This is a genomic window from Streptomyces inusitatus (assembly GCF_014651115.1).
GTDB lineage: Bacteria > Actinomycetota > Actinomycetes > Streptomycetales > Streptomycetaceae > Streptomyces > Streptomyces amakusaensis.
This window is the reverse complement of sequence record NZ_BMWG01000026.1, coordinates 82,859-106,486: the sequence shown is the minus strand read 5'-3', so window position 1 is coordinate 106,486 and position 23,628 is coordinate 82,859. Positions and strand designations below refer to the sequence as shown.

Annotated in this window: 19 protein-coding genes and 1 pseudogene; 7 read left to right on the top strand and 13 right to left on the bottom strand. The window is 71.7% G+C overall.

Annotation, left to right across the window (positions count from 1 at the left end; translation table 11 throughout):
- The first annotated feature begins 11 nt into the window (after positions 1 to 11).
- Together IE247_RS29475 and IE247_RS29470 are read left to right on the top strand one after the other, a co-directional pair.
- Entirely contained in the window at positions 12 to 443 is a 432-nt protein-coding gene (locus IE247_RS29475) for a hypothetical protein (protein WP_190126377.1), read from the top strand.
- 113 nt (positions 444 to 556) lie between these two features.
- The gene (locus tag IE247_RS29470) at positions 557 to 766 is read left to right on the top strand and encodes a DUF397 domain-containing protein (RefSeq protein WP_190126369.1); all 210 of its coding nucleotides are present in this window, start codon (positions 557 to 559) and stop codon (positions 764 to 766) included.
- Between the two features lie 61 nt (positions 767 to 827).
- On the opposite strand, the gene IE247_RS29465 is transcribed toward IE247_RS29470, so the two are convergent.
- The 5 genes and pseudogenes from IE247_RS29465 to iolC all read right to left on the bottom strand — a co-directional run bounded on the left by IE247_RS29465 (position 828) and on the right by iolC (position 7,235).
- Positions 828 to 2,330, bottom strand: coding sequence for a CoA-acylating methylmalonate-semialdehyde dehydrogenase (locus IE247_RS29465; RefSeq protein ID WP_190126368.1), 1,503 nt, complete (start codon positions 2,328 to 2,330; stop codon positions 828 to 830).
- A 26-nt stretch (positions 2,331 to 2,356) separates the two neighbouring features.
- A complete protein-coding gene (iolD, locus tag IE247_RS29460) occupies positions 2,357 to 4,297 on the bottom strand; it encodes a 3D-(3,5/4)-trihydroxycyclohexane-1,2-dione acylhydrolase (decyclizing) (RefSeq protein ID WP_190126367.1) in 1,941 nt (646 codons plus the stop codon).
- Positions 4,294 to 5,211, bottom strand: coding sequence for a 5-deoxy-glucuronate isomerase (iolB, locus tag IE247_RS29455; protein ID WP_190126366.1), 918 nt, complete (start codon positions 5,209 to 5,211; stop codon positions 4,294 to 4,296). Before iolB ends, iolD begins: the two co-directional genes overlap by 4 nt.
- Before the next feature lie 87 nt (positions 5,212 to 5,298).
- Positions 5,299 to 6,183, bottom strand: a pseudogene (locus IE247_RS29450) (Cgl0159 family (beta/alpha)8-fold protein).
- The gene (gene iolC / locus IE247_RS29445; RefSeq protein ID WP_190126365.1) at positions 6,180 to 7,235 is read right to left on the bottom strand and encodes a 5-dehydro-2-deoxygluconokinase; all 1,056 of its coding nucleotides are present in this window, start codon (positions 7,233 to 7,235) and stop codon (positions 6,180 to 6,182) included. The pseudogene IE247_RS29450 and the gene iolC overlap by 4 nt, the downstream one beginning before the upstream one ends.
- 130 nt (positions 7,236 to 7,365) lie before the next feature.
- Between iolC and IE247_RS29440 the strand changes: the two genes are divergently transcribed.
- Both IE247_RS29440 and IE247_RS29435 read left to right on the top strand, forming a co-directional pair.
- The gene (locus tag IE247_RS29440; protein WP_190126364.1) at positions 7,366 to 8,277 is read left to right on the top strand and encodes a sugar phosphate isomerase/epimerase family protein; all 912 of its coding nucleotides are present in this window, start codon (positions 7,366 to 7,368) and stop codon (positions 8,275 to 8,277) included.
- 215 nt (positions 8,278 to 8,492) lie between these two features.
- Positions 8,493 to 8,690, top strand: a complete 198-nt coding sequence (locus IE247_RS29435) for a helix-turn-helix transcriptional regulator (RefSeq protein WP_190126363.1) — start codon at positions 8,493 to 8,495, stop codon at positions 8,688 to 8,690.
- Positions 8,691 to 8,764: 74 nt separating this feature from the next.
- On the opposite strand, the gene IE247_RS29430 is transcribed toward IE247_RS29435, so the two are convergent.
- Positions 8,765 to 11,110, bottom strand: a complete 2,346-nt coding sequence (locus IE247_RS29430; protein WP_190126362.1) for an MMPL family transporter — start codon at positions 11,108 to 11,110, stop codon at positions 8,765 to 8,767.
- Between the two features lie 300 nt (positions 11,111 to 11,410).
- Here IE247_RS29430 and IE247_RS29425 point away from each other — a divergent pair, with 300 nt between their 5' ends.
- The gene (locus IE247_RS29425) at positions 11,411 to 12,151 is read left to right on the top strand and encodes a TetR/AcrR family transcriptional regulator (protein ID WP_190126361.1); all 741 of its coding nucleotides are present in this window, start codon (positions 11,411 to 11,413) and stop codon (positions 12,149 to 12,151) included.
- Positions 12,152 to 12,258: 107 nt separating this feature from the next.
- Positions 12,259 to 12,579 carry a heavy-metal-associated domain-containing protein gene (locus tag IE247_RS29420; protein WP_190126360.1) on the top strand — a complete coding sequence of 107 codons (321 nt, stop codon included), beginning with the start codon at positions 12,259 to 12,261 and terminating at the stop codon, positions 12,577 to 12,579.
- Positions 12,580 to 13,419: 840 nt separating this feature from the next.
- Here the strand turns inward: IE247_RS29420 and IE247_RS29415 are convergent.
- The 7 genes from IE247_RS29415 to IE247_RS29385 form a co-directional block, all read right to left on the bottom strand.
- Positions 13,420 to 14,709: a citrate synthase gene (locus IE247_RS29415; RefSeq protein WP_190126359.1), complete on the bottom strand. Its 1,290-nt coding sequence runs from the start codon at positions 14,707 to 14,709 to the stop codon at positions 13,420 to 13,422.
- Between the two features lie 269 nt (positions 14,710 to 14,978).
- Complete coding sequence (recD2, locus tag IE247_RS29410; protein WP_190126358.1) at positions 14,979 to 17,186, bottom strand: SF1B family DNA helicase RecD2; 2,208 nt, start codon at positions 17,184 to 17,186, stop codon at positions 14,979 to 14,981.
- 266 nt (positions 17,187 to 17,452) lie between these two features.
- Positions 17,453 to 18,217 carry a hypothetical protein gene (locus IE247_RS29405; protein WP_190126357.1) on the bottom strand — a complete coding sequence of 255 codons (765 nt, stop codon included), beginning with the start codon at positions 18,215 to 18,217 and terminating at the stop codon, positions 17,453 to 17,455.
- Positions 18,214 to 18,768 (bottom strand): SigE family RNA polymerase sigma factor, encoded by a 555-nt coding sequence (locus IE247_RS29400; RefSeq protein WP_190126356.1) that lies wholly within the window; start codon positions 18,766 to 18,768, stop codon positions 18,214 to 18,216. Before IE247_RS29400 ends, IE247_RS29405 begins: the two co-directional genes overlap by 4 nt.
- 221 nt (positions 18,769 to 18,989) lie before the next feature.
- A complete protein-coding gene (locus tag IE247_RS29395) occupies positions 18,990 to 19,793 on the bottom strand; it encodes a sugar phosphate isomerase/epimerase family protein (protein ID WP_190126355.1) in 804 nt (267 codons plus the stop codon).
- 47 nt (positions 19,794 to 19,840) lie between these two features.
- Positions 19,841 to 21,040 carry a DUF993 family protein gene (locus IE247_RS29390; RefSeq protein ID WP_190126354.1) on the bottom strand — a complete coding sequence of 400 codons (1,200 nt, stop codon included), beginning with the start codon at positions 21,038 to 21,040 and terminating at the stop codon, positions 19,841 to 19,843.
- Positions 21,037 to 22,251, bottom strand: a complete 1,215-nt coding sequence (locus tag IE247_RS29385) for a Gfo/Idh/MocA family protein (RefSeq protein ID WP_373305624.1) — start codon at positions 22,249 to 22,251, stop codon at positions 21,037 to 21,039. Before IE247_RS29385 ends, IE247_RS29390 begins: the two co-directional genes overlap by 4 nt.
- A gap of 130 nt (positions 22,252 to 22,381) precedes the next feature.
- On the opposite strand from IE247_RS29385, the gene IE247_RS29380 reads away from it, so the two are divergent.
- Positions 22,382 to 23,440, top strand: coding sequence for a LacI family DNA-binding transcriptional regulator (locus IE247_RS29380; RefSeq protein ID WP_190126353.1), 1,059 nt, complete (start codon positions 22,382 to 22,384; stop codon positions 23,438 to 23,440).
- The last annotated feature ends 188 nt before the right edge of the window (positions 23,441 to 23,628 follow it).

The window sequence follows — 23,628 nt, the reverse complement described above, 5'->3', positions numbered from 1 at the left end:
GACGGCTGCTGATGAGCAGCAATGACGAGGGCCTCACCGGAAGCAGTCGGGTCACCGTATTCGTCATGTTCGGCGTGGTGTTCGGCTATGCCACCCACCACCTTGACGAGCGGCGGATCGGAGACGTGGCCGTCGTCGGCCCGCTGACCCCCAAAGTCGAGTGGGGACGCCTGTGGCAGATGGCCCGCAACTGCGAACGGACCACAGCCGGAGAGAAAGAGCTGGCCCGATGGGTGCTCGCCCAAGCGACCCGGGCATTCGTGTGCGGCAGCGACCGCATCGCACAATTGCAAAAAGGGGAATGGAAGCTGGAGCCCGGCGGCAGACGCGTACGGTTCGACACGACATACGCCAACCGTGACCAGCTCTGGACGGGAAACCTGACCGTCGAGGGACTCACCCCGAATCAGGTGGCGGAGCGCCCCGCGTTCTACAGCGCCTGAACGCGTAGCCGCGAGGGTATCTGAACCATGAGTCGGCATCGGCTACAGCTCGGGGCGGCGTCTCAGGCGGAATCTGTGACCGTGATCGAATCAGCGCGAAGGGAAGTCATGCGATGACCCAGACCAACTCGCCCCCACTTCGGTGGGTCAAGTCCTCGTTCAGCGGTCAAGGTGGTTCATGCGTCGAGTGGGCCCCCGACCACACCCCCGCCACCGGCATCGTCCCCGTCCGGGACAGCAAGAACCCGGCCGGGCCGACCCTGATGGTCTCCCCCTCGGCGTTCGCGGGCCTGGTGACCCTCGCCCGTTCCGCCGAGGTCTAGCCAAAGCCGCACAATCACCCCGGGCCCCGGGCCGAGGGGACGCCCCCGGCCCGGTGAGGGTTCAGTGGTTGCGGGGGAACCCCAGGTCCACGCCCGCGTGTGGCTCGGAGGGGTCGGGCCAGCGGGTGGTGATGACTTTGCCGCGGGTGTAGAAGTGGACGCCGTCGTTGCCGTAGATGTGGTGGTCGCCGAAGAGGGAGTCTTTCCAGCCGCCGAAGGAGTGGTAGCCGACGGGGACGGGGATGGGGACGTTGACGCCGACCATGCCGGCCTGGACCTCCAGTTGGAAGCGGCGGGCGGCGCCGCCGTCGCGGGTGAAGACGGCGGTGCCGTTGCCGTAGGGGGAGGCGTTGATGAGGGCGAGGCCCGCTTCGTAGGTGGGGGCGCGGAGGACGCAGAGGACGGGGCCGAAGATCTCGTCGCGGTAGGCGTCGGAGTCGGGGGAGACGTGGTCGAGGAGGGAGAGGCCGATCCAGTGGCCGCCCTCGTACCCCTCGACGGTGTGGCCGGTGCCGTCGAGGACGACGTGGGCGCCCTGGGCGGCGGCGCCGGTGACGTAGGAGGCGACCTTGTCGCGGTGGGCGCGGGTGATGAGGGGGCCCATCTCGGAGGAGGGGTCGTCGCCGGGGCCGATGCGGATCTTCTCGGCGCGTTCGCGGATCTTGTCGACCAGTTGGTCGGCGACGGAGTCCAGGGCGACGACGGCGGAGATCGCCATGCAGCGCTCGCCCGCGGATCCGTAGGCGGCCGAGACCGCGGCGTCCGCGGCGGCGTCGAGGTCGGCGTCGGGGAGGACGAGCATGTGGTTCTTGGCGCCGCCGAGGGCCTGGACGCGCTTGCCGTGGGCGGAGGCGGTGGTGTGGATGTGGCGGGCGATCGGGGTGGAGCCGACGAAGGAGACGGCGGCGACGTCCGGGTGTTCGAGCAGGGCGTCGACCGCGGTCTTGTCGCCGTGGACCACATTGAGCACGCCGTCCGGAAGGCCGGCCTCGGCGGCCAGCTCGGCCAGGAGGTTGGCCGCGGAGGGGTCCTTCTCGCTGGGCTTGAGGACGAAGGTGTTACCGCAGGCGATCGCGAGGGGGAACATCCACATCGGGACCATCGCCGGGAAGTTGAACGGAGTGATGCCCGCGACCACGCCCAGCGGCTGGCGGATCGAGGCGACGTCCACCCGGCCGGAGACCTCGGTGGACAGCTCGCCCTTGAGCGCGGTGGTGATCCCGCAGGCCAGCTCGACGATCTCCAGGCCGCGCGCGACCTCGCCGAGGGCGTCGGCGTGCACCTTGCCGTGCTCGGCGGTGATCAGCGCCGCGATGTCGTCCCGACGGGCGTCCAGCAGGGCCCGATAGCGGAAGAGGACGGCGGTGCGCCGGGCGAGCGAGGAGGTCCCCCACTCCGCGTACGCCTCCTTCGCGACGGCGACGGCGGCGGCGACCTCCTCGGCGGAGGCCAGCGCCACCCGGGTGGTGATCTCTCCGGTCGCCGGGTCGGTGACCGGTCCCCAGTTCCCCGACGCGCCCTCGACGGCCCTGCCGCCGATCCAGTGGTTGACGGTCTTCGTCATGACGGAAGGCTCCTCATCTTCGGGTCTCACAGTGGACGGCGGCGGTCCGCGACCCGGCGCTCGTACTCCTCGCGGGCGGCCACGGCGGCCGGACGGGTCGCGACCGCCGCCACCGGGACGTCCCACCAGGCCTGCGCCGGGGGCGCGCCCGCCGAGGCGTCCGCCGGGGCGGTCTCGACGTAGACGCCGGTGGGGACGTCGGAGGCGCGGGCCTCGGCGAGGGCCGCGCGCAGCTCGCCCACGGTGGTGGCGCGCAGGACGCGCAGGCCGAGCGAGGCGGCGTTGGCGGCCAGGTCCACCGGGAGCGGATCGCCGGTGTACGCGCCGTCGGGGGCGCGGTAGCGGTAGGCGGTCCCGAAGCGCTCGCCGCCGACGGACTCGGAGAGACCGCCGATCGAGGCGTAGCCGTGGTTCTGGACGATCACCACCTTGATGGGGATGTTCTCCTGGACGGCGGTGACGATCTCGGTGGGGTTCATCAGATACGTGCCGTCGCCGACGAGCGCCCAGACGGGCCGGCCGGGCGCGGCCATCCGCACCCCGACGGCCGCCGGGATCTCGTATCCCATGCAGGAGTAGCCGTATTCGACGTGGTACTGGTCGGCCGAGCGGGCGCGCCACAGCTTGTGGAGGTCGCCGGGGAGCGAGCCCGCCGCGTTGATCACGATGTCCTCGCCGGTGACGAGGGAGTCGAGGACGCCCAGCACCTGCGGCTGGGTGGGCCGGGCGGCCGGGTCGTCCGCCGCGTACGCCCGGTCGACGAGCCGCTCCCAGCGCTCCTTGCCCGCCCGGTACTCGGCCTCGTACGACGGGGGTACGCGCGGTACGCCCTCAGGGACGGCGGTGGTCAGCTCGGTGAGGGCGGCGCGGGCGTCGGCGAGGACGGAGAGCCCGGCCATCTTGTGGGCATCGAAGGAGGCGATGTTGATGTTGATGAAGCGGACTTCGGGGTTCTGGAAGAGGGTGGCGGAGGCGGTGGTGAAGTCGGACCAGCGGGTGCCGACGCCGATCACCAGATCGGCCGTACGGGCCAGTTCGTCGGCGGTCGCGGTGCCGGTGTGGCCGATGCCGCCGACGTCGCAGGGGTGGTCGTGGGGCAGGGAGCCCTTGCCCGCCTGGGTGGAGGCGACGGGGACGCCGGTCGCTTCGGCGAAGGCGCGCAGCGCGTCCTCGGCCTCGCTGTGGTGGACGCCGCCGCCCGCGACGATCAGCGGTCGGCGCGCGGCGGCGAGCGCCCGGCGGGTCTCGTCGAGCGCCCGGAGGTCGGGGCGGGGGCGGTCGACCCGCCAGATCCGCTCGGCGAAGAACTCCTCGGGCCAGTCGTACGCCTCGGTCTGGACGTCCTGGGGCAGCGCGAGGGTCACCGCGCCGGTCTCGGCGGGGTCGGTGAGCGTGCGCATCGCCTGGAGCGCGGCGGGGATCAGCGCCTCGGGGCGGGTGACCCGGTCGAAGTAGCGGGAGACCGGGCGGAGCGCGTCGTTGACGGAGACATCGCCCGCGTGGGGGAGTTCGAGCTGCTGGAGTACGGGGTCGGCGGGGCGGGTGGCGAAGACGTCGCCGGGGAGGAGCAGTACGGGCAGCCGGTTGACGGTGGCGAGCGCCGCGCCGGTGACGAGGTTGGTCGCGCCGGGGCCGATGGAGGTGGTGACGGCGTGCGCGGAGAGCCTGCGGCGCTGGCGGGCGTAGCCGACGGCGGCGTGGACCATGGCCTGTTCGTTGCGGCCCTGGAGGTACGGGAGCGTCGGGGCCCCGGAGGCCGGTCGCGGGGTGCCGACGGGCGTCGGGCGGTCGGGGCGGGGGCCCGCGCCGGACTCCAGGAGGGCCTGGCCGATGCCTGCCACATTGCCGTGGCCGAAGATCCCCCAGGCGGCGGTGATCAGCCGCTGGCGGTGGCCGTCCCGCTCGGTGTGCTGGCGGGCGAGGAAGGCGATCAGCGCCTGGGCGACGGTGAGCCGGCGGGTGCTCATCGACGGTCCTGTCCGGCGGTGGCGGCCGGGGAGAGCGGCAGCCGGGGGTCGACCGGCTGTTCGGGCCAGGTGTCGCGGATCCAGCCGTGCTCGGGGTGGTCGCTGATCAGCCACTCCCGGGTGTCGCCCGGGCCCGCCATCACATTGAGGTAGTACATGGCGCGGCCGGGCGGGGCGATGGAGGGGCCGTGCCAGCCGTCGGGGACGAGGACGGCGTCCCCGGTGCGCACCTCGGCGAGCACATCGGCCCCGCCGGGGCGGGAGGGGGAGACCCGGTGGTAGCCGACGCCGTCGCCCTCGATCTCGAAGTAGTAGATCTCCTCCAGCTCGGACTCGACGCCGGGCCGGTGCAGATCGTGCTTGTGCGGCGGGTAGGAGGACCAGTTCCCGCCGGGGGTGAGGACTTCCACGGCGATGAGCCGGTCGCAGTCGAAGGCGTCGGCGGCGGCGAAGTTGTTGACCTGACGCGAGCAGTCGCCGGAGCCGCGCAGTTCGACGGATACCTCCGGCGCGGGGCCGTAGCGAGCGGGGAGTCGTCGCTCGCACTTCGCTCCTGCCAGGGCGAAGCGGCCTCCCGCGCCGGAGGCGATCTGTGCCTGGGCGTCTCGGGGGAGATAGGCGAAGTCGGTGACTTGGCCGAATACGCTCTCCCTGCCCAGGAGTTCGAAAGTCGCGTCGGGTGTGGTGACGACGCAGCCGCCGCTGAGCGGCAGCACGATCCACTCGCTGTCGCCGGTGGCCAGCGTGTGGGACTCGCCGGGGGCCAGCTCCAGCACCCGGAGGGAGGAGTGGGTCCAGCCGGCCCGCCGGGGGTCGATGCTGAGGGCGTACGGGCCGGCCGCCGCGGTGCCGGCGCGCAGATGCAGACGGCGGGGGCCGTCGTCGGCCGGGTGACGCGTTTCGTCGGTGCTCATGACCTCTCCGTATACCCCTGTGCCCGTTCCCGGTGGTCCGGCGCGGCGGTGTGCCGGTCCTCCGCCCTGTTTTTCAATCCCTTGTCCCTACAGCAGCCCCACGGCCGTGTCGACCGCTCCGGCGACGTCCCCGCCGGGCGGGTAGAGCAGCGAGCGGCCCACCACCAGCCCCTGGACGGTGGGGAGTTGAAGGGCGCTCCGCCATTTCTCATATGCCCCGTGCTGATCGTCCCCGATCTCTCCGCCGAGAATCACGGCGGGGAGGGTGGATGTCTCCATCACGGCCGCCATGTCGTCCGGGTTCTCGGTGACGGGGACCTTCAGCCAGGTGTAGGCGGAGGTGCCGGCCAGTCCGGAGGCGATGGCGATGGAGCGGGTGACGGCCTCGGCGCGGAGGTCGTTGCGGAGGCGTCCGTCGATCCGGTGGCAGATGAACGGCTCGACGAAGACGGGGAGCCGACGCTCGGCCATCTCGTCCACCGCGCGGGCGGTGGAGTGGAGGGTGTCGAGGGAGCCCGGGTCCTGGTAGTCGATGCGCAGCAGCAGTTTGCCCGCGTCGAAGCCGAGGCGGGCGAGATCCTGGGCGCGGTGGCCGGTGAAGCGGTCGTCCAGCTCGAAGGAGGCGCCCGCGAGGCCGCCCCGGTTCATGGAGCCCACGACGATCTTGTCGTCGAGCGCGCCGAGGAGGAGGAGGTCGTCCAGGATGTCGGCGGTGGCGAGGACGCCGTCGACGCCGGGGCGGGAGAGCGCGAGGCAGAGCCGTTCGAGGAGGTCGAGGCGGTTGGCCATGGCGAGACGGCTGTCGCCGACGGCGAGCGCGCCGCGGCCGGGGTGGTCGGCGAGAAGAACACCAGGCCGCCCGCCGCGTCCGTGGGGCGGGGCCGGCCGTCACGGGAGGCCTGCCGCCTCGGCGCCGGCCCCGGGGTGGCGGCTGCGGATGCCGACCAGCTCGGCGATGTCGACCCTGGTCACGACGGCTCCCCGGCACCGGCGCCGGTGTCGGCGGTGTCGGTGGGTACGGCGGTGTCGTCGTCGGAGGGGAGGGGCGGGCCGGGCGGGATCGGGCCGCCGGAGAGGACCTGCTCGACCTCCGGCGGGTACGGCATGGCGGCCGAGCAGGCGAGCCGGGAGGCGACGATCGCCCCGGCCGCGTTGGCGTACTCCATGATCCGCGACGGCTCCCAGCCCGCGAGGAGTCCGTGGCAGAGCGCTCCGCCGAAGGCGTCGCCAGCGCCGAGGCCGTTGACCACGTCGACGGGGACCGGCGGGACCTCGGCCCGGGTGCCGTCGCGGTGGAGGGCGAGGACGCCCTTGGGGCCCTGTTTGACGACGGCCAGCTCCACCCCGGCGGCGAGCAGCGCGCGCGCCGCCGCCTCCGGTTCGCGCTCGCCGGTGGCGATCTCACACTCCGCCAGATTGCCGACGGCGACGGTGGCGTGGCCGAGCGCCTGCCGGTAGTACGGCCGGGCCGTGTCGGGGTCCGGCCAGAACATCGGCCGCCAGTCGAGGTCGAAGACCGTGATCCCGGCGCGGTCGCGGTGGGCGAGCGCGGCCAGTGTGGCGCTCCGGCTGGGTTCGGCGCAGAGTCCGGTTCCGGTCATCCAGAAGACCCGGGCGGCGCGGACGGCCGGCAGATCCAGCTCGTGTTCGTGGATCTCCAGGTCGGGGGCCTTGGGCAGCCGGTAGAAGTAGAGCGGGAAGTCGTCCGGGGGGAAGATCTCGCAGAAGGTGACGGGGGTCGGGTAGGCGGGCACGGGCGTCACCCAGCGGTCGTCCACGCCGAATCCGGCCAGCGCCTCGTGGAGGTACTCCCCGAAGGCGTCCTGGCCGGTACGGGTGATCAGCGCCGTGCGGCGGCCGAGCCGGGCGGCGGCCACAGCGACATTGGAGGCCGAGCCGCCGAGGAACTTGCCGAAGGTCTCGACCCGCGCCAGGGGCACCCCGGTGCGGAGCGGATACAGGTCCACCCCGATCCGGCCCATCGTGATCACGTCGTACGGCTGAGGGTCGTACGGCTGTGTCATGTGCGTCCCTTCGGTTCGACGCCCGGCTCTCCTCAGGTCTAATGCTCTCTCCCGAGCCCTGTCAACATTTTGTCCTTACATTCGGACGAGTGCTTGACACCCCTTCGCGGCGGCCGGAAAGCTCGGGCGCATGACCTCCCCCGTCCCCTCCCCGCACCGCATCCGGGTCGGCTCGGCCCCCGACTCCTGGGGGGTGTGGTTTCCCGATGATCCTCTTCAGGTGCCCTGGCGGCGTTTTCTCGACGAGGTCGCGGAGGCGGGTTACGAGTGGATCGAGCTGGGGCCCCACGGCTATCTCCCCGGCGATCCGGCCGTGCTGGCGCGGGAGACCGCCCGGCGCGGGCTGAAGGTGTCGGCGGGGACGGTCTTCACCTCGCTGCACCACGGTCCGGCGGTCTGGGAGAAGACCTGGGCGCATGTCGCGGACATCGCGGCGCTCACCCGGGCGATGGGCGCGGAGCATCTGGTCGTCATCCCCTCCTTCTGGCGGGACGACAAGACCGGCCGGGTGCTGGAGCCCCGGACGCTGACACCCGCACAGTGGCGCGATCTGACCGTTCAGACGGAGCGGCTGGGGCGCGAGGTGCGTGAGCGGTACGGGCTGAGGATCGTGGTCCATCCGCACGCGGACACGCACATCGACAGCGAGGAGAACGTCGCCCGGTTCCTCGACGCCACCGATCCCGGGCTGGTCTCGCTCTGTCTGGACACCGGTCACTACGCCTACTGCGGCGGGGACAGCGTCAAGCTGATCGAGACCTATGGGGAGCGGATCGGCTATCTCCATCTGAAGCAGGTGGACCCTGCCGTGCTCGCCCGGGTCGTCGCGGACGAGCTGCCCTTCGGGCCCGCCGTGGGGCGGGGGGTGATGTGCGAACCGCCCGCCGGGGTGCCCGATCTGGAGCCCGTGCTGAAGGCCGCCGCGGCGCTGAACGTCGATCTCTTCGCCATCGTGGAGCAGGACATGTATCCCTGTCCGCCGGAGAAGCCCTTCCCCATCGCCGAGCGCACGCGTAGATTCCTGCGCTCTTGCGGGGTCTGAGGGGCAGGTGCCGGATCCGTCATGGTTGTCGCCCGCTCATCACACGTGTCTTGATCGCGCGGGTCTTCCGTCACAGGCGTTCAACATCACCGTCCTCCCTCTGCCCACCGACGCCGGGCGGGCGCAGGCTCAGTGATCGCCAGCGCTCGCACGGCGGGTCCTCCGGCGGTTCCCAGGCCGCCGCTGCCGCGCGCGCAGGGAGAGGTGTCGCACAGATGACAGACCGAAGGCTCTGGTCGTACAAGGACATCGCCGCTCATATCCGGGTGCAGCCCGACACCGTCCGCAGCTATCGCAAACACGGCCTCCTCCCGCCGCCCGACCGGGTGGAGGCGGGCAAGCCCTTCTGGTACGCGGAGACCATCCGGGTCTGGGTCGCGGGCCGTCCGGGGAACAGGGGCAGAAGAGACTGATCCGGTCGTCGCCGCGCGCGGTTCCGCCGTCCCCCCGGAGTGGCGGAGCCGCGCGCGGCGGGCTTCTCAGCCGCTCACACCCCGGCCCTGTCCCGCTCGGGCTCGGGCTCGGCGGCGGGGGCGGGGCCGGTGGCACCGGCGGCCGGGTCGGCGGTCGGCGCGGGGCGGGGCGACGACTCGCCCTCGCTCAGACCGAACCGCTCGTGGAAGCGGCGCAGCGGGGCGGGGGCCCACCAGGTCCAGGAACCCATCAGCTTCATCACCGAGGGCACCAGCAGCCCGCGCACCACCATGGCGTCCATCAGCACGGCCAGCGCGATGCCCAGCCCGAGCATCTTGGTGTTGGTCACCCGTGAGGTGCCGATGGCGACCATCACCACCGCGAGGATCACGGCGGCGGCCGTGATCAGCCCGCCCGTGCGCTGGAGGCCGAAGCGCACCGCCTGGTCGTGGTCGTGGGTCCGGTCGTACTCCTCCTTGATCCGGGAGAGCAGGAAGACTCCGTAGTCCATGGAGAGGCCGAAGGCGATGCAGAACATCAGCACCGGCAGATTGGTCTCGATGTCCCCGGTGGCGGTGAAGCCCAGCACCCCGGAGAGATTGCCGTCCTGGAAGACCCAGACCATGGCTCCGAACATGGCGGTCAGGCTCAGCGCGTTGAGCACCACGGCCTGAAGGGGTATCAGCACGCTGCCGGTGAGCAGGAAGACCAGCAGCAGGGTGGCCACCACGATGATGCCCAGCGCCAGGGGGAGCCCGTCCGCGATCGCGGACTTGGAGTCCTCCAGGGCGGCCGCCCGCCCGGTGACCGAGGTGTCGAACGGAGCCGGCACCTCGCGCAGCTCGTGCACCAGCCGCTGGGCCCCCTCGCCCACCGCCTCGCCCTCGGGCTGCACCGTGAAGTAGGCGATCTCGCCGGGCGCCCCTGCCCCGCCGGGGGTAATGGGCCCGTCGACCCTCAGCACGCCCGGCAGGGCGGCTATTCGCTCGCGGTACTCCGTGTAGTCGGCGGGAGCGACGGGCTTGCCGCTCCCGCGCTCCACGAGCACCTCGATGCCGCCGTCGGGGCTGCCGGGGAAGCCGTCCCGGATCTGCTGCTGGACGAGGTGGGACTCGGCGGTCGAGGGGAGCTGGCGGTCGTCCGGGGTGCCGAACTTGACGCCGAGGAAGGGCAGGCCGAGCAGGAGCAGGGCGGCGATGGTGGAGAAGGCGAAGAGCGGGGCCCTGCGCATCACCAGACCCGCGAACCGCCCCCAGCCCGCCCCGCTCTCCGCCGGGCTCTCCGCCGGGCCGTCGGCGGGCTCGGTCCCCTTCCCGGCCCGGGCCGCCCGGCGGCGGCCGAGGAGTCGGCGCAGATCCAGGGCGTTGACCCGGTGGCCCAGCAGCATCAGCGCCGCGGGGAGCAGGATCAGCGCCGCGGCGGCGGCGAGGATCACCACGGCGATGCCCGCGTAGGCGAAGGAGCGCAGGAAGTACATCGGGAAGACCATCATCGCGGCCAGCGACACCGCGACCGTGAGCGCGGAGAAGAGCACGGTGCGGCCCGCCGTGCGCAGCGTGGTCCCGACCGCGTCGCGGACCTCGGCGCCCGTCGCCAGCTCCTCGCGGAATCTGCGCACGATGAACAGGGCGTAGTCGATGGCGAGTCCGAGGCCGAGCGCGGTGGTGAGATTCATGGCGAAGACGGATACCTCGGTCACCTCGGTGAGGCCGCGCAGCACCGCGTTGGTCCCCAGGATGGCGACGATGCCGACGCCCAGCGGCAGGACCGCCGCGACCGCGCTGCCGAAGACCATGACCAGCAGGATCAGCGTCACCGGCAGGGCTATCAGCTCGGCCAGCAGCAGATCCTCCATGACGATGCTCGTCATCTCGTACTGCACGGCGACCGGGCCGCCGATCGTGACCTCCACCGGGCCGTGGGTCCCCCGGTAGTCGGGCGCTATGCGCTCCAGCACCTCGTGGGTCGCCTTCTCGTCGCCCTGGACCCGGGCGGCTATCAGCGCCTGCCTGCCGTCCTCGGAGCGCAGCGCGGGGGTGGGTGTGCCCCAGTAGGACCCGACGCCGGTGACGCCCTCCTCGGCGGCGAGCCGCTCCGCGAGCCGCCGGCCCTCGGCGGCGACCTCGGGGCTGTCCACCCCGGCCCGCCCGACGCCGTCCCCCGCGTCGACGAGGAGGATCAGATTGGGCTGGGAGGCGGGGAACTCCCGCTGGAGCGCCTCGGTCGCGTAGGTGGACTCGGCGGCCGGGTCCGTCCAGCCGCCGCTGCCCATGCGGTCGGCGACCCCGCTGCCCGCGAACACGGCGAGCGCCGTGATCACCAGGGCCACGAGCAGGGAGAGTCTGGGGCGCGCGGTGACCAGGCGCGTCCATCCTCCGGTCCGGCCCGGGGGCTTCGGCGGGCTGTTGACTTCGGACATGGTGCGGTGTCCCCATTCACCGTGGCCCACGCGCGGGCTTCCGCTCAGGCAGCATGGGTCGGCCATTGCCATAGACTTTGGCAAACACGAGCGATCGCTCGCATTAACCAAGAATGCGAGCGAGCACTCGCGTTTGTCAACCGCGCCAGGAAGCTGGGGATTTCAGTGCCGGAGCCGACCGCACAACACCCTCCGGACAGCTCGGACAGCTCGGACAGCTCGGGCGGCACCGACACCCCGGACCACCCGAACGCCCGGACCGCCCGGGCCCGGAGCAGCGCACGCGACGAGGAAGCACCCATGACCGAGAAAGCGCCCGCCCCCGAATCGGCCCCCGACGAGACGGCGCCCGCCAGACCGCGCCGCCGCCAGGCGCGCGGGGAACGCCGGATCGCCCAGCTCCTGGACGCCGCCGCGACCGTCTTCACCGCCACCGGCTACACCGCGGCCAGCACCAACGCGATCGCCCGCGAGGCGGGCGTCTCCCCCGGCACGCTCTACCAGTTCTTCCCGAACAAGGAGGCCATCGCCATAGAGCTGGGCGGCCGGCTCCTGGAGCGGTGGCGCGAGTCCCACGGGACGGCCCTGATCGCCGCCGAACTCGATCTGCCGCTGGAGGAGCTGCTGGACTCGGTGCTCGATCCGCTCTTCGTGTTCAACTACGAGAATCCGGCCTTCGCGGTACTGATCCACGGCCCCGACGCCCCGGGCCAGATCACCCAGGAGTTCCAGGCGATCCACGAGGGGCTGCTCACCCGGATCGAGGAGATCCTCGGCGGCTATCTGCCCGACACCCCGCCCGCCGAGCTGTCCCGCGTCGCGAACACCACGTTCACCATCTTCAAGGCCGGGCTCGATCTGGCCCTGGCCCACCAGGGCGAGGAGCGGCAGGGCTATGTCCGGGAGATCAAGAAAGTGCTGTTCCGCTATCTGGAGCCGCTCTTCCCGGAAGACGCCGAGGGCAATTGCGCCGTCGCCCGGGCGCGCGCCGCCCGCGGACCGGAGCAGGACACGCCGAAGAGCCCTCTTGATACCCCCTAGGGGTATTGTATAGTCGGTGTCACAGAGCCCCGGGCGTCCCGGAGGCCTCTGGCACGCCAGATGTGCGCCGCTGCGGCGCGCCTCACCTGCCCCGCGAGGAGACCGACATGACCGCGAAGACCGAGATCGAGATCACCGAGACCGCTCCCGCCGCCGGCTGCTGCGGCGGCGGCTCCTGTGGCGGCGGCTCGGCCGAGGCCGCGCCCGAGGCGGCCGTCACCACCGTCTACGAGGTCTCCGGGATGACTTGCGGCCACTGCGAGGGCGCGATCTCGTCCGAGGTCTCCACGATCCCCGGCGTGACCTCGGTGACCGCCGTCGCCGCGACCGGCCGGGTGACCGTGGTCTCCGAGGCCCCGCTGGACGAGGCGGCCGTGCGCGCCGCCGTCGACGAGGCCGGCTACGAACTGGTCGGCCAGGCCGCCTGACCGCCCCCGCACCCCGCACCCGCGAGCCGGGTCGCGCCCGACCGTCCTAAATCGGTCCCGCGCGGCCCGGCTTCGCGCGTGAGCCGCGAGAACCCGGCCGGAAGATCCCCGGACGGGAGAGTCGGACGGGAGAGTCGGGCGCAGGGCCCGGCACGGGGCCGCGGAACGCTCGCGGAGGGGCCCCGGAGACGTGACCTGTCTCGCACGGCGGACTCCCGCCGCCCCTGTGAGGAATCTTTTTCAGCCGTTCTACCGAGACGACTCAACCACAGCACTTGCGGCATCGCCCCTGATCAACGGCATGATCGCCAGATTAACCGTGGCCTTTTCGTCCATTTTTGCGGGGACGGACGGCCAGCACCCGCCACCTCCGGCGGGGCTACATGTGACGCACAAGACCTTCACAAAGAGACCTAGATCACAGATATTTGGGGGTAACCATTCGGGCTCCTCGCGAGTCTTAGTGGCTGATGCCAGGACGTCTTGGGGGACGTTCATGGAATGTCTTGGGGGACGTTCCAAAGGCAAGCGTTGGCCGGGGCACGTGCCCGGGGAGCTTTGAGCGGCCCTCCCGTGCGTACGTACCCCGGCAGACCGCGTGAGAAGCTTGCGGCGCAACAGACGCCCGGCCGGATCCCGTGGGGGGAATCCGCTCCGGGGATATGGAAAGCGCCCCGCGCGCCGACCCGTGGGGGGATCGGTGGCGGGGCGCTTTCGTCGTCTGCGGGGCGCTGTGGGCCCGGTGGGTGTTCCGGGGCCCGGCGGGCGATGCCCGCCCGGCACAGAGCCGCACACGGGCCGCCGGAGGCCGAAGCCTCCGGTGACCTCGGGGCGAGCGGCTCAGCGAGCCTCGACCGGGATGAAGTCGCGCTCGACGACACCCGTGTAGATCTGGCGCGGACGGCCGATGCGGGAACCCGGCTCCTTGATCATCTCGTGCCACTGGGCGATCCAGCCGGGGAGCCGGCCGAGCGCGAAGAGCACGGTGAACATCTCGGTCGGGAAGCCCATGGCGCGGTAGATCAGGCCCGTGTAGAAGTCGACGTTCGGGTAGAGCTTGCGCTCCACGAAGTAGTCGTCGGACAGGGCGTGCTCTTCCAGCTTCAGCGCGATGTCGAGCAGCTCGTCGGACTTGCCGAGAGCCGAGAGGACGTCGTGCGCCGCGGCCTTGATGATCTGGGCCCGGGGGTCGAAGTTCTTGTAGACCCGGTGGCCGAAGCCCATCAGCCGGACGCCGTCCTCCTTGTTCTTCACCTTGCGGATGAAGGCGTCGACATCGCCGCCGGAGTTCTGGATGCCCTCCAGCATCTCCAGCACCGACTGGTTGGCACCGCCGTGCAGCGGACCCCACAGCGCGGAGATGCCCGCGGAGATCGAGGCGAACATGTTCGCCTGCGAGGAGCCCACCAGGCGGACAGTGGAGGTGGAACAGTTCTGCTCGTGGTCCGCGTGCAGGATCAGGAGCTTGTCGAGCGCCGCCACCACGACCGGGTCGAGGTCGTACTCCTGCGCGGGGACCGAGAAGGTCATGCGCAGGAAGTTCTCCACGTACCCGAGGTCGTTGCGCGGGTAGACGAAGGGGTGGCCGATCGACTTCTTGTAGGCGTACGCCGCGATCGTCGGCAGCTTGGCGAGCAGCCGGATCGTGGAGAGGTGCCGCTGCTTCTCGTCGAACGGGTTGTGGCTGTCCTGGTAGAACGTCGACAGCGCGCTGACCACCGAGGACAGCATGGCCATCGGGTGGGCGTCGCGCGGGAATCCGTCGAAGAACCGCTTGACGTCCTCGTGCAGCAGCGTGTGCTGCGTGATCTCGCCCTTGAACGCGGACAGCTCGTCGACGGTCGGAAGCTCGCCGTTGATGAGCAGGTAGGCCACCTCAAGGAAGCTGGACCGCTCGGCCAGCTGCTCGATGGGGTATCCGCGGTAACGCAGAATCCCCTCCTCGCCGTCGAGGTAGGTGATCGCGGACTTGTAGGCGGCCGTGTTGCCGTAGCCGCTGTCCAGGGTCACCAGACCGGTCTGGGCTCGGAGCTTGCCGATGTCGAAGCCCTTGTCACCGACGGTGCTCTCAGTCACCGGGTAGGTGTATTCACCATCCGCGTACCGCAGTACTACAGAGTTCTCGCTCACGTCATCCCTCACCGACGTAGTGCCTCTTCTTCGAGGTGCCCTGACTGTCTCCACCATCCCCCATCCGGCTCAGGAGAGTGCACTCGGGGTCGACCGTTGGGCCCTTTGGCGGCACTCAGTGCCGCCAACCTGCTCATCCTGCCCCGTTCGCCCTGATTCCGGAAGTCGGGGTGTCATTTCCCACGCCCGGGACGGAGCGCTTCCCTCGCCCGGCGGAGCCGGAAACCGCGCCCGGAAGCGGCCGGAAGGCCTCGCGCCGACGCCGCCGCTCAGCCGCCCGAGAGCCGGTGATCGAGCGCCGTGAAGCGTCTGCCTGCGGAAATCGTGCGCACCGCCTGTCCGATCGCCTTGCGGGAGCCGACCAGCACCACGAGCTTCTTGGCGCGGGTGACAGCCGTGTAGAGCAGATTGCGCTGGAGCATCATCCAGGCCCCGGTGGTGACCGGGATCACCACCGCCGGGTACTCGCTGCCCTGGGAACGGTGGATGGTGACCGCGTACGCGTGGGCCAGCTCGTCCAGCTCGTCGAAGTCGTAGGGGATCTCCTCGTCCTCGTCGGTGAGGACGGTCAGCCGCTGATCGTCCACATTGAGCGAGGTGACGACGCCCACCGTGCCGTTGAAGACGCCGTTCTCCCCCTTCTCGTAGTTGTTGCGGATCTGGGTCACCTTGTCGCCGACACGGAAAACCCGGCCGCCCATACGCTTCTCGGCCAGGTCGGGGCGCGCGGGCGTAATCGCCTGCTGAAGCAGGCCGTTCAGCGTGCCCGCGCCCGCCGGGCCCCGGTGCATAGGGGCCAGAACCTGGATGTCTCGCCGGGGATCGAGGCCAAACTTGGCCGGAATCCTACGGGCGGCCACATCCACCGTGAGGCGTCCCGCGTCCTCCGTCTCCTCCTCGGCGAAGAAGAAGAAATCGGTGAGGCCCGTGGTGATGGGCTGTTCGCCGGAGTTGATCCGGTGGGCGTTGGTGACCACTCCCGACTGCTGGGCCTGCCGGAAGATCTTCGTCAGCCGGACGCTGGGCACCGGGCCGCCCTCCGCGAGGAGGTCGCGCAGCACCTCGCCCGCGCCCACGCTGGGCAGCTGGTCGACATCGCCCACCAGCAGCAGATGGGCCCCCGGCGCGACCGCCTTGACCAGCTTGTTGGCGAGCAGCAGATCGAGCATCGACGCCTCGTCGACCACCACCAGGTCCGCGTCGAGCGGCCGGTCCCGGTCGTAGGCCGCGTCCCCGCCGGGCCTCAGCTCCAGCAGCCGGTGGACGGTGGACGCCTCGGCCCCGGTCAGCTCGGAGAGCCGCTTGGCGGCGCGCCCGGTGGGGGCGGCGAGCACGACCTTGGCACGCTTGGCCCGGGCCAGCTCGACCACCGACCGTACGGTGAAGGACTTTCCGCAGCCGGGGCCGCCGGTGAGCACCGCCACCCGGCTGGTGAGCGCGAGCCGGACCGCCGCCTCCTGCTCGGGCGCCAGCTCGGTGCCGGTGCGCTCGGCGAGCCAGGTCAGCGCCTTGTCCCAGGCGACGTCCTGGAAGGCGGGCAGCCGGTCGTCGGGGGCGCGCAGCAGCCGGTGCAGCTGGGCCGAGAGAGATATCTCCGCCCGGTGGAAGGGGACCAGATAGACGGCGGTGAGCGGCTCGCCGCCGTCGGGCGCGGGGACCGTCTCGCGGACCACGCCCTCCTCGTCGGCGGCCAGTTCGGCGAGGCAGTCGATGACCAGGCCGGTGTCGACCTGGAGCAGTTTCACCCCGTCCGCGATCAGTTTCTCCTCGGGGAGGAAGCAGTGTCCCTGGTCGGTGGATTGCGACAGGGCGTACTGGAGGCCCGCCTTGACGCGCTCGGGGCTGTCGTGGGGGATGCCCACGGCCTGGGCGATGCGGTCGGCGGTGAGGAAGCCGATGCCCCAGACGTCGGCCGCCAGCCGGTAGGGCTGGTTCTTCACCACGGAGATGGAGGCGTCCTCGTACTTCTTGTAGATCCGCACGGCGATGGAGGTGGAGACGCCGACGCCCTGGAGGAAGACCATGACCTCCTTGATGGCCTTCTGCTCCTCCCAGGCCGCCCCGATGAGTTTGGTGCGCTTGGGGCCGAGCCCGGGGACCTCGACCAGCCGCTTGGGCTCCCGCTCGATGATGTCGAGGGTGTCGGTGCCGAAGTGCTCGACGATCCGCTCAGCGATCCTGGGGCCGATGCCCTTGATCAGGCCGGAGCCGAGATATCTGCGGATGCCCTGGATCGTGGCGGGCAGGACCGTCGTGTAGTTCTCGACGGTGAACTGCTTGCCGTACTGAGCGTGGGAGCCCCAGCGGCCCTCCATCCGGAGCGACTCGCCGACCTGGGCCCCGAGCAGCGAGCCGACGACCGTCAGAAGATCGCCGGAGCCGCGGCCGGTGTCGACCCGGGCGACCGTGTACCCGTTCTCCTCGTTGGCGTAGGTGATCCGCTCAAGGACGCCTTCGAGCACTGCCAGATTGGACATGCCCCGACGCTACCGCCGAGGTCGGACATTCCGCGCCGCCTGTGGACAAGCGACCGCCTGTGGACAACCCCCGGTCCAGGAGACGGAGCCGGACAGGAGGGCGGGACGCAAAGAGGGAGCCCGGTCGGTGCTGACCGGGCTCCTCCTTCTTCCCCCGCCCCGTCAGGTCCACGCGGTCCCCCCGAACCGTTCCCCCGTGAAGCCCTGACGAGAGTCAAGACCCGACCGGCCGCCAAAAGGTTGCGCCGACCGGGCGGTTGCCACGACTAGCGAGTCCCGCTCACCGTGTGGCTGCCCTCCCCCGCCGCCATGACGCTGCCGTCCTTCGCGTACGCCACGACCCCGTACTCGAACGAGCCGGTCCGCTTGGGGAGGAAGACATAGAAGGCGCCCCAGCTGGTGTCGTCCCGCAGCCGCACGACCTGCGCCGTGTGAACCTTGTCGCGCCGCTCGATCCAGACCTCGACCCGCTCCGGCTCGCTCTCCGTCCTGAAGACCCCGCTCACCAGCCGTGCTTCGTTCGGCTGGTGCTCGGTGTAGTACGGATGGAGAGTGTTGATCATCAGCATGCCGCTCGTCGCGCTGCGGGCCCGCTCCGTCTGCTCGGCGATGTCGGCCTCGTTCTTGCCGAGGGCGTAGAAGTGCTTTCCGTCCGGCACCAGGGCCAGCCGCATCCCCCGTCCGATGTCGAGGGACTCGTACGGGGCGACCGTCCGCACGGGCGGCGCGGCCGGGCGGGCGGGCAGGGCTGAGGACGTCACCTCGGTGTCCGGCGACGCGCCGGCGGCCAGGTGGTCCTCGTCCGGGTCGCGGTTGCCGAAGACCGCCAGCACCACCACGGCCATCACCCCCGCCACCATCACCACCCCCATCCTCGTCTCGGACCGCCGCCGGCGCTCCTCGCGCCCCCGGTTCAGCACCGCGTCGACCGGGGCGTGCTCCTGCGGCGCGGCGTCGGCCTCTCCGCGGAGCGCCTTCCTCAGCTCCGCCTCGACCGCCTCCACCGCCTCGGCGCGCATGCCGTCGTTCATGGACGGGCCTCCCTCGGCGCCGGCCCGACCCCCGTGCGGGCCGGCGGGAGACCCGCCCAAGCTTCTGTGACACTCAGCTGCTCGCGGAGTCTGCGCAGGGCCCGCGCGGTATGGCTGCGCACCGTCCCCACGCGTGTTCCGAGCATCCGGGCCACCTCCGTTTCGCTCCGGTCCTCCAGGTACCGAAGCACCACCACCGCCCGCTGCCTGGGCGGCAGCTCCTGGAGCACCTCGGTCAGGGCGCTCCGCTCGGCGATGCAGTCCGTACGGTCCGGGGCCTCGGCCTCCGGGAATCCGGAGGTCAGCCACTCCCGGACCCGGATCAGCCGCAGCCGGTCCGCATTGGCGTTGATCATGATTCGCCAGACGTAGGCGTCCATGTCGTCGGCCCGGCGCACCCGTTCCCACTTCACATACGCCTTGGCCAGGGCGGCCTGCACCAGGTCCTCGGCGTCGTGGTGGTTGCCCGTGAGAAGGCGCGCGGTCCGCAGCATGCGCGGCCAGCGGCTGACGACGAACGCCTTGAACTCGACCTCCGCGCTCGTCTTCACTGCCGAGTCCTCACGTCAGGGCCGCTGTTCACCGTCCTCGTGTCACGCCGTCCGCACCATGGGATCCCTGACAGAGGCGAGCCTCGTCGCTCTCATTCTCTTCCTCCAGCGGTCCCGGGGGCGGTGCTCCGTCCGAACGTGTTCATCTCTCAGACGTCGTGGGGCCGTGGATCTATGTCACCTTCCGAAAATATTTTCTGACTAATTTCCGGGAGCCTCTCTCACCGGGCGGCGAACAGGGTCGAAAAGCGGGCAACCGTCTCTTCCAGTACGCCGATTCCCTCGCGCGCCCACAGCCCTTCGTTGAACAGCTCCACCTCGACCGGCCCCCGGTAGCCCGCCGCCTCCACCCGGTCCCACCAGCGGCACAGCTCGATCGATCCGTCACCGAGCTGCCCCCGGCCGGTCAGCGCCCCGGCCGGCAGCGGGGTGACCCAGTCAGCGAGCTGGAAGGCGTGGACACGGCCCGCCGCCCCCGCGCGGGCCAGCGCGGCGGGAGCGGTGTCGTCCCACCAGACGTGGTACGTGTCCACCGCGACGCCCACGCCCGGGGCGGGGAACCGCCCGGCGACGGAGAGCGCCTGCGCGAGAGTCGAGATCACACAGCGGTCCGCCGCGTACATCGGGTGCAGGGGTTCGATCGCCAGCCGCACACCCCGCTCCACCGCGTACGGGACCAGCTCCGCCAGCGCGTCCGCGACCCGCTCCCGCGCGGAGGCCAGATCCCGGCCGCCGGGCGGCAGCCCGCCGGAGACCAGGATCAGGGTGTCCGTGCCCAGGGCCGCCGCCTCCTCGATCGCGGCCCGGTTGTCGTCCAGGGCGCGCGCCCGGCCCGCCGGGTCGACGGCCGTGAGGAAGCCGCCCCGGCACAGGGTGGTGACGGCGAGCCCGGCGTCCCGCACCAGCCGGGCGGCAGCCCGCACCCCGTACGCGCGCACCGGTTCGCGCCACAGCCCGACGCCGGGGACGCCCAGCCGGGCGCAGCCGTCGACGAGTTCGGGCAGCGAGAGCTGTCGTACGGTCATCTGATTGACGCTGAGGCGCGCCAGAGGCACAGCGGCGCTCACCCGGCTCACCCGTCGATCCCGTACACGGCGAGCAGGGCGCGCATCCGCGACTCGGCCGCCTCCGGATCGGGGAAGAGACCGAGCCCGTCGGCGAGTTCGTACGCCCGCGCGAGATGCGGCAGCGAGCGGGCCGACTGGAGTCCGCCGACCATCGTGAAGTGCGGCTGATGCCCGGCGAGCCACGCCAGCAGCACCACGCCTGTCTTGTAGCAGCCGGTCGGCGGCTCGAAGAGATGGCGGGCGAGGGCGACGGTCGGGTCGAGCAGGGCGCGGAAGGCCCCGGGACCGCCCGTGTCCAGGGCGTGCGCGGCCTCGGCGGCGAGCGGCGCCAGCGGGTCGAGGATCCCCAGCAGGGCGTGGCTGAAGCCCTGCTCGTCGCCCGCGATCAGCTCCGGGTAGTGGAAGTCGTCGCCGGTGTAGCACCGTACGCCCGGCGGGAGCCGCCGGCGCAGCGCGATCTCCCGTCCGGGGTCGAGCAGCGAGATCTTGACGCCGTCGACCTTGCCGGGGTGGGCGGCGACGAGATCGAGGAGGGTCCCGGCGGCGAGATCCGGATCCGCGCTCCCCCAGTAGCCGTCGAGCGCGGGATCGAAGGCCGGGCCGAGCCAGTGCAGCACCGCCGGGCGGCTCGACTGGCGCAGCAGACCGCCGTAGACGTCGAGATAGTCCTCCGGGGAGCGGGCCGCCGCCGCGAGCGCCCGGGACGCCAGCAGCACCGGGCGCGCGCCCGCCTCCTCCACGACCGCCAACTGCTCCTCGTACGCGCGGCGGACGCCGTCGAGCCCGGCGCCCGCGCCGAGCCGGTCCGTGCCCGCGCCGAGCCGGTCCGTGCCCCCGGCGAGCTGGTCCGTGCCCGCGCCGCAGACGATCGCGCCGCCCGCCGCGCGCGCCTCGGCGGCCGAGCGGCGGATCAGCTCCCGGGCCGAGGCCCAGTCCAGGCCCGCGCCGCGCTGCGCGGTGTCCATCGCCTCCGCCACGCCCAGTCCGCGGGACCACAGATGGCGGCGGAAGGCGAGCGTCGCGTCCCAGTCGACGGCGGCGGGCGCGCCGGGGACCGCGGCGGCGAAGCGGTCCGCCACCACATGGGCGGCGGCGAAGAAGGTACGGGAGAGGGCGGGGCGCGCGCGGGGCGTGAGGCGGAGCGGATCGGCGCGCGGGACATACGTACGCGATCTGCCGTCCGCGAGCGGCAGCCGGAGGGTCACAGCGCCAGCTCCGGCACATCGAAGCGGCGGCCCCGGGCGGCGGACCGCAGCCCCAGTTCGGCGAGCTGCACCCCGCGCGCGCCCGCCAGCAGATCCCAGCGGTAGGGGCCGCCCAGCGCCACATGGCGCAGAAACAGCTCCCACTGCGCCTTGAAGCCGTTCTCGAAATCGCCGTTGTCCGGCACCTCCTGCCACTGGTCGCGGAAGGCCTCGGCGGCGGGCAGGTCCGGATTCCACACCGGTCTGGGGGTGGCCGAGCGGTGCTGCGCCCGGCAGCGGCGCAGGCCCGCGACGGCCGAGCCGTGGACCCCGTCGACCTGGAACTCCACCAGCTCGTCGCGCATCACCCGGACCGCCCAGGAGGAGTTGATCTGCGCCACCGTCCCGTTCGCCAGCCGGAAGAGGGCGTACACCGCGTCGTCGGCGGTCGCCGGATACGGTTTGCCGCGCTCGTCCCAGCGCCGGGGGACATGGGTGGCGGTGTGCGCGAATACGCTGGTCACCCGGCCGAACAGCTCGTGCAGGACGTACTCCCAGTGCGGGAACATGTCCATGGTGATCCCGCCGCCGTCCTCCGCGCGGTAGTTCCAGGACGGGCGCTGGGCGTCCTGCCAGTCGCCCTCGAAGACCCAGTAGCCGAACTCTCCGCGCACGGAGAGGATCTCGCCGAAGAAGCCGCCGTCGATCAGCCGCTTCAGCTTGAGCAGGCCCGGCAGGAACAGCTTGTCCTGGACGACTCCGTGCCGGACCCCGGCGGCCTCGGCGAGCCGGGCCAGCTCCAGGGCGTCCGCGAGACCGCGGGCGGTCGGCTTCTCCGTGTAGACGTGCTTGCCCGCCGCGATGGCCCGGCGGAGGGAGTCCGGGCGGGCAGCGGTGGCCTGGGCGTCGAAGTAGACGTCCACCGCGTCCTCGCCGCGCGCGGCGAGCACCGCGTTCAGATCGGTCGACCAGTGGGCCAGACCATGGCGTTCGGCGATGGCGCGCAGGGCGTCGGCGCGACGGCCGACGAGGACGGGTTCGGGCCACAGGACGCGGCCGTCGCCGAGGTCGAGACCGCCCTGCGCGCGAATGGCGAGCAGCGAGCGGACCAGATGCTGGTGGTAGCCCATGCGCCCGGTGACGCCGTTCATCGCGATGCGTACGGTGCTGCGCCGGTCGACCGAGGGCTGTGCCGGGGGCGGGGACGGGGGCTGGTTCGGGGTCGGGGGCATGAGGGTCGCCTCCCTGCGGCTCGCCCTTTATGGCGAGATCGTGACAGCAAGCGCTTTCTAAGGGGTATGACGCTAGCCTGCCGACATTGGCCGGACAAGGGTCCCGGCCCAACTCCCCCCGGAGGAAACGATGACAGTCACCCTGGCGGATGTCGCGGCACGCGCCCGGGTGTCCCCGGCCACCGTGTCCCGGGTGCTCAATGGGAACTATCCGGTCGCGGCGGACACCCGGGAGCGGGTGCTGCGCGCGGTGGACGAACTGGACTATGTGCTCAACGGGCCGGCCAGCTCGCTCGCCGCCGCCACCTCCGATCTGGTCGGCATCCTCGTCAACGACATCGCCGACCCCTTCTTCGGGATCATGGCCGGAGCGGCGCAGACGGAGATCAGCGGGCCCGGGGGCTCGGCCCGGGCCGGCTGCGAGAAGCTCGCGGTGATCTGCAACACCGAGGGGTCCCCGGAGCGCGAACTGACCTATCTCACCCTGCTCCAGCGGCAGCGGGCGGCGGCCGTGGTGCTCACCGGGGGCGCGCTGGAGGACCCCGGGCACATCGCCGCGATGTCGGCGAAGCTCGGGAAGCTGGCGCGCGCCGGGACCACGGTGGTGCTGTGCGGCCGGCCGCCCATGCCGGACGGCGATCAGGTGCTCGCCACCCTCGCCTTCGACAACCGGGGCGGGGCACGGCGGCTGACCGAGCATCTGCTCGGTCTCGGCCACCGCAGGATCGGATACGTCGCCGGGCCGCCGGAGCGCACCACCACCCGGCACCGGCTGGAGGGACACCGGGCGGCACTGCTCGCGGCGGGGATCGACGAGCCGCAGGACCGGCTCACGGTCCACGGCTCCTACGCGCGGAGCTCCGGCTACACGGCGACCGTGGAGCTCCTCGCGCGGGAACCCGGGCTGACGGCGGTCCTCGCGGCGAACGACACCGTGGCGCTGGGGGTGTGCGCGGCGCTGCGGGAGAAGGGGCTGCGGATCCCGGAGGACGTCTCGGTGGCCGGATTCGACGATCTGCCGTTCGCGGTGGATACCTGGCCCGCGCTGACGACCGTACGGCTGCCGCTGGCCGAGGCGGGGGCGAGGGCGGGGCGGCTGGTGATGGGGAAGGAGGCCGCGCCGGTGGGAGGGAGGGTGGGGGTGGAGGGGGAGTTGGTGGTGAGGGGGTCGACGGGGGTCCGGAGGTGAGGCTGGAATTGGCCACCCTGGATCCGTGCGGGGCCAGGGCCTCGGGGCTGTCCTCAATCTCCCCCTGGCTCCGCCGGGGGGACCCCCAGACGGGCTGGAATTGGCGTACCTGATGGGGGAGGCAGTTGGAATTTGGCCACCCTGGTTCAGTGCGGGCATCGAAGCTGTCCTCGAATGTGACTGGCAGG

Bases quoted from the DNA above. Each gene is read 5' to 3' on its own strand.
- IE247_RS29395 (WP_190126355.1), bottom strand. From the start codon at position 19,793: ATGACCGTACGACAGCTCTCGCTGCCCGAACTCGTCGACGGCTGCGCC.
- IE247_RS29465 (WP_190126368.1), bottom strand. From the start codon at position 2,330: ATGACGAAGACCGTCAACCACTGGATCGGCGGCAGGGCCGTCGAGGGC.
- IE247_RS29420 (WP_190126360.1), top strand. From the start codon at position 12,259: ATGACCGCGAAGACCGAGATCGAGATCACCGAGACCGCTCCCGCCGCC.
- IE247_RS29440 (WP_190126364.1), top strand. From the start codon at position 7,366: ATGACCTCCCCCGTCCCCTCCCCGCACCGCATCCGGGTCGGCTCGGCC.
- IE247_RS29380 (WP_190126353.1), top strand. From the start codon at position 22,382: ATGACAGTCACCCTGGCGGATGTCGCGGCACGCGCCCGGGTGTCCCCG.
- IE247_RS29425 (WP_190126361.1), top strand. From the start codon at position 11,411: ATGACCGAGAAAGCGCCCGCCCCCGAATCGGCCCCCGACGAGACGGCG.
- IE247_RS29385 (WP_373305624.1), bottom strand. From the start codon at position 22,251: ATGCCCCCGACCCCGAACCAGCCCCCGTCCCCGCCCCCGGCACAGCCC.
- iolB (WP_190126366.1), bottom strand. From the start codon at position 5,211: ATGAGCACCGACGAAACGCGTCACCCGGCCGACGACGGCCCCCGCCGT.
- IE247_RS29430 (WP_190126362.1), bottom strand. From the start codon at position 11,110: ATGTCCGAAGTCAACAGCCCGCCGAAGCCCCCGGGCCGGACCGGAGGA.
- IE247_RS29470 (WP_190126369.1), top strand. From the start codon at position 557: ATGACCCAGACCAACTCGCCCCCACTTCGGTGGGTCAAGTCCTCGTTC.
- iolC (WP_190126365.1), bottom strand. From the start codon at position 7,235: ATGACACAGCCGTACGACCCTCAGCCGTACGACGTGATCACGATGGGC.
- IE247_RS29435 (WP_190126363.1), top strand. From the start codon at position 8,493: ATGACAGACCGAAGGCTCTGGTCGTACAAGGACATCGCCGCTCATATC.
- IE247_RS29475 (WP_190126377.1), top strand. From the start codon at position 12: ATGAGCAGCAATGACGAGGGCCTCACCGGAAGCAGTCGGGTCACCGTA.
- IE247_RS29405 (WP_190126357.1), bottom strand. From the start codon at position 18,217: ATGAACGACGGCATGCGCGCCGAGGCGGTGGAGGCGGTCGAGGCGGAG.
- iolD (WP_190126367.1), bottom strand. From the start codon at position 4,297: ATGAGCACCCGCCGGCTCACCGTCGCCCAGGCGCTGATCGCCTTCCTC.
- recD2 (WP_190126358.1), bottom strand. From the start codon at position 17,186: ATGTCCAATCTGGCAGTGCTCGAAGGCGTCCTTGAGCGGATCACCTAC.